The sequence below is a fragment of the Clostridiales bacterium genome, assembly GCA_030016385.1.
GTDB lineage: Bacteria > Bacillota > Clostridia > Clostridiales > Oxobacteraceae > JASEJN01.
Genome location: JASEJN010000108.1, coordinates 1 through 4245, shown reverse-complemented (window position 1 = coordinate 4245; position 4245 = coordinate 1). Strand labels below are relative to the sequence as shown.

Sequence of the window (4245 nt, the reverse complement as noted above, 5' to 3'; positions counted from 1 at the left end):
TCGTTGCTCAAAATAATATAATCCTATTTATTTCGATTTCATATTGCGAATCGAATGTCAATAAAAAAATACATGTATATGTTCACATGTATTTTTATCGAAACTGGAATATAATTTACGTATATCCAGATTTATATTCATAATAAACTAATTCTTAACGCGGTACTTTAATACTTACAAAAAAATATTGACCACTTTCATCCATCTCTTTAAGCTCCGACTCTTCTTTGTCAATCTGTTTTTTTATATCGGCGCTGTCGGGATTCTTGCCTTCACTCTCTTTAAGAGTGTCCAGTTCCTCATAAAGCTTCTTGTACTGCAAAGTCTTATCTTCGGAATTAAGTAAAATATCCTTGATTTTATAATCATCTTTAATGCTCTCGTATAATTTAAACAAATTATTTATGGGAACTTTATACTGGTAATTATCGTACTGAATTTTACATCCTCCAAATCTGTAAACCGTATTTATTATATTTTGATGATCTTTAGTGTACTCTTCATCGTTTAGATTAATCATTAAAGAAATTTCATTGACAGATTTACCACCACGCTGGCTCTTTAGCTCTTGATTCATGTCAAAGTTTTTCTTTTCATCGGCTGAACCGTTTGCTTTAGACTGTACTTTTTTTTCACTGCTGGTTTTCATATTTTCTTGTGCAACACTGCTGGATTTTGTCCTTTTCATCCCAAACATGTCGCTGCGGACCATAAAACCTATGGATATAAATAAAATCAGGACGGCTGCAACTGCACCATACCTTTTCAACCATATATATCTATTTTTATAACTGCTGCCCTCGGATATAAGTTTTTCATGCAGGTTTTTGTTAAAATCCCCGGGAAGGTCGACTTCTCCAAGTCTGCGGCAATTATCTATAACGCCCATCAGCAATTCATATTCATATTTACAACTGCTGCAACTTTCCATATGCTTTCGTATTTCATCCGAAGTTTCAGAATCAAGCTCATCATCAGCATATTCTGAGAGAAGTTCCATTACCCTTGAACATTCCATTATGAAAAACCTCCTTTCAAATTATTAGACGTTCTTATCGTTAAAAAGTTCATTCTTTTTTATTTTTTCTTTCAAAAGACTTCTTGCCCTGTTTAACCGCGACTTGACCGTCCCGATATTTATACATAAAATTTTCGATATTTCAATATATGTATAACCGTATACATCCCTTAATATAATCAACGCCCTGTACTCTGGCGAAAGTTCATTTATAGACTGCATTATAAATTCTTCTGTTTCCTTGTTTTCGACTATTTCATCAGGAAGTCCTCTTTTGTCCGCAATCGGTATCTCATATTCCTTATCTTCATTTATGGCTGTCAAAGATATTGTATTGGCCTTTCGTTTCCTGATTTCATCGATGCATACGTTACAAGTTATCCTGTATACCCATGTGCTAAAAGATGAGTCCTGTTTGAATTTCTTGATGGATCTGAATATCTTTATGCAGACTTCCTGGGCAATATCCGATGCATCATCATAATTGCCTACCATCCTGTATGCAATGTTAAATATTTTCTTTTGATATAATTTTATAAGCTCTTCAAATACGCTTATATCCCCATCCTGGCTCTTGGATATTAAATCTTTCAGAGAATAATCCAAAATTCTCACCTCATAGTTTCGGATAACTTTTAATATTATTTTATCATTAAAATTCACAAAAAAGTTAAAAATTATTTACAAAAATTTCAGATGTGCGACTTTCTGAGATGATATATCTTATTTTACTATTTTGAATTGGTCCATCTTTTTGCCTTCAGAACTTATAGCAGAAACGTCTATGGTACCAGCTATAATATCCACAACTACAAAGTGATATTTATCTATTGGAGGGACAATTACGCCTTCCCTGCTTTTATATTTACTCTTCAGTTTTTCGCCGCCACCACCCGTAATTACCTGGCAGACACAATTCCTGAAATTATTTTCCCCATCGTTGAACGAATTGTTTACTATTCTTCTAGAATAGTTATGTTCGTGCCCCGAGAAAACTATATCTATCCGATATTTGTCGATTATATTCCAGAAAGCATCTCTGCAAGCAGGATATAAGTCGAGACAGTGTCCAAGGTGTGCCCCTGTAGGGAACGCTGGTGAATGGACAAACACGATTTTACTTTTTTTATTTGCCGAAGCCGCCTGTTCAAGCCAGTCGAGCTGCTCTTTATCGATTTTGTGCATCTTTCCATAATGAAAGGCATTGAGTATTATAAGTCTGGTTTCACTAAAATCTTTATAATATACTGTCCGGTTATAATTTTGAAGTATGCCGTCAGGCGTAAAATCGCAATAAATCTCGGATAATATTTTTTCGTATCTGCCATCTGTCGATGTAACATTGACCTCATGGTTGCCTGCTACCGGAATTATCGGTATATTCGGATGATATCTTTCTATAAGCTTTCTCAGCATAATTAGCTGCGCTGCCAGTATTTCCGGGATTCTGCTCCCCGCCACACTATCTCCAAGCATCACAAAAAATTCCGGCTTGGGGTATAACTTATCGGTCTTATTCAATATTCTTGCAAGCACCTTTTTGTTGATGCCGCCTTCTTTTCCCTTACTGTCCCCGATTATTACAAACCTCATTTTATCACCAAAATTCAAATAATATTCTGCATAACTTATTCTATGCTTCGCTGACAGCTTTTCTTATCATAATCTTTCGATCGAACTTACATACCAGAAACACTAATTTAAAACTATTGCACCTGAGTTTCTAAGAAATATTTGTATTTCCATTTGATTAAGGCTGGGATTTCCTATGGAACAGTGAGTATGATAACTGCCTCTATTTGTATGAAAATCCGACCCGCCCGTATAAAACGAAAATCTTGATAATGCTATATTAATAAAATATAGTGTATCATAACGGCTGTTGTTACAATATTTGGCTTCTATTCCGTCAAAGGGAAAACTCAAAACTGCCGGAAGGTTTCTGACCCTTATACGGACTGGATGAGCCAGTACGGCTGCTGCTCCGAAAGTTTTTAAAAGAGCTATCCCTTCCGGAACGGAAAGATGATCTTCATATCCTTTTATATAAACGAAATCTTTTAATATATTTCTTACAGTTTTAATATCATGCTCCTTTACAAGAGTCAAAATATCCTTAAGGATGCTGTCGTTAAATCTGTTGTTTTTAAAATATCCCAGTATATGGACTCTCTCTCCACCATATTTTGTCGATAATTCTACGGCGGGGATCACTGCAACACCGTATTGCCTGCCTGCCGACGCCGCTTCGTTTATTCCATCGGTTGAATTGTGGTCTGTGATTGCTATCGTATCGACTCCATGTTCCTTCGCAGACTTGACTATCTCCCATGGGCTAAAATCACCATCGGAAGCAGTTGAATGGATATGGAGATCACCTCTTGTAAGCATATCTGTCACCCGATTCCCTTTTATTTTTCATGTATCCGTATATGTCCGGTCTTGTATTCTTAACAAAATTCAAGAACTCTTTCTTATATCCGAGCTTTTTTAACCCGCTGAGAATCAGGTGAGGGCAATTTGCTTTTTTCTTTAATGCTTTGGCAGTATCAATGAGTTTAAGGCTGCCCTGCGAAGTTACAAAGATATGGAATATCGCTGAATCCAATCGTTTATAACCAATTTTCATCATGGCTTCATATATATCAATAATACCGGCAGAAATCGATGGAGTGAGAGGATGCCTTAATAAGTATTCATTTAACTCGATACCGTTTATGCATTCCCTGACGATATACTTCTCACCTGAATAATATAGCTTTGGAAAATGAATATCCGTCTGTGCCATCATCAGTGATTCAAATTCATCCTCGCATGCTCTTTTGCTTTTGAAAACCTTGATGCACATTTTATCATTTATTTTATATACTTTGCCTTGAGTCCCCTTGCCTAATAATTTCAGTTCCTTCAAGTTAAAGCCCGCATAGGTTTTAATTTTCATCACCCGCTTAAAATAATAACCTCAATGTCAATATATGAAATAAAGTAACCTTTGCGCACGCCGATATTCATGTTTTTTGTTGAGCAGTATATTAAAGGGGCACCGTGTGCATCAAGATTATGTGTACCTCGGGATCCCCCGTCCATTCAACTTTTCCAATTCGTAATTTGAAATCAGGCATAAATAGGATTATGTTATTTTGAGCTACGAATGAGCATTATGAGAGTTTTTATAAGTTCTTGGCCTGCTGCCGCATAAGAATCCTTAGAGCTTTTGATTGTCTGAG

The 4245-nt window shown here is 36.0% G+C and carries 5 protein-coding genes; all 5 read right to left on the bottom strand.

Annotated elements, in window-relative coordinates:
- Positions 1 to 154 precede the first annotated feature (154 nt).
- Positions 155 to 1018 (bottom strand): zf-HC2 domain-containing protein, encoded by an 864-nt coding sequence (locus QME45_14540; GenBank protein ID MDI6619846.1) that lies wholly within the window; start codon positions 1016 to 1018, stop codon positions 155 to 157.
- A gap of 24 nt (positions 1019 to 1042) precedes the next feature.
- The gene (locus QME45_14535) at positions 1043 to 1633 is read right to left on the bottom strand and encodes an RNA polymerase sigma factor (GenBank protein MDI6619845.1); all 591 of its coding nucleotides are present in this window, start codon (positions 1631 to 1633) and stop codon (positions 1043 to 1045) included.
- A 108-nt stretch (positions 1634 to 1741) separates the two neighbouring features.
- Positions 1742 to 2629, bottom strand: coding sequence for a metallophosphoesterase (locus tag QME45_14530; GenBank protein ID MDI6619844.1), 888 nt, complete (start codon positions 2627 to 2629; stop codon positions 1742 to 1744).
- 84 nt (positions 2630 to 2713) lie between these two features.
- Complete coding sequence (locus QME45_14525) at positions 2714 to 3409, bottom strand: PHP domain-containing protein (protein ID MDI6619843.1); 696 nt, start codon at positions 3407 to 3409, stop codon at positions 2714 to 2716.
- On the bottom strand, positions 3393 to 3929 hold the full coding sequence (locus QME45_14520) for a hypothetical protein (GenBank protein MDI6619842.1): 537 nt from the start codon (positions 3927 to 3929) through the stop codon (positions 3393 to 3395). The genes QME45_14525 and QME45_14520 overlap by 17 nt, the downstream gene beginning before the upstream one ends.
- Positions 3930 to 4245 lie beyond the last annotated feature (316 nt).

What these genes read in the sequence shown, in the direction of transcription:
- QME45_14540 (MDI6619846.1), bottom strand. Translation starts at nt 1,018, where the DNA reads ATGGAATGTTCAAGGGTAATGGAACTTCTCTCAGAATATGCTGATGAT.
- QME45_14525 (MDI6619843.1), bottom strand. Translation starts at nt 3,409, where the DNA reads ATGCTTACAAGAGGTGATCTCCATATCCATTCAACTGCTTCCGATGGT.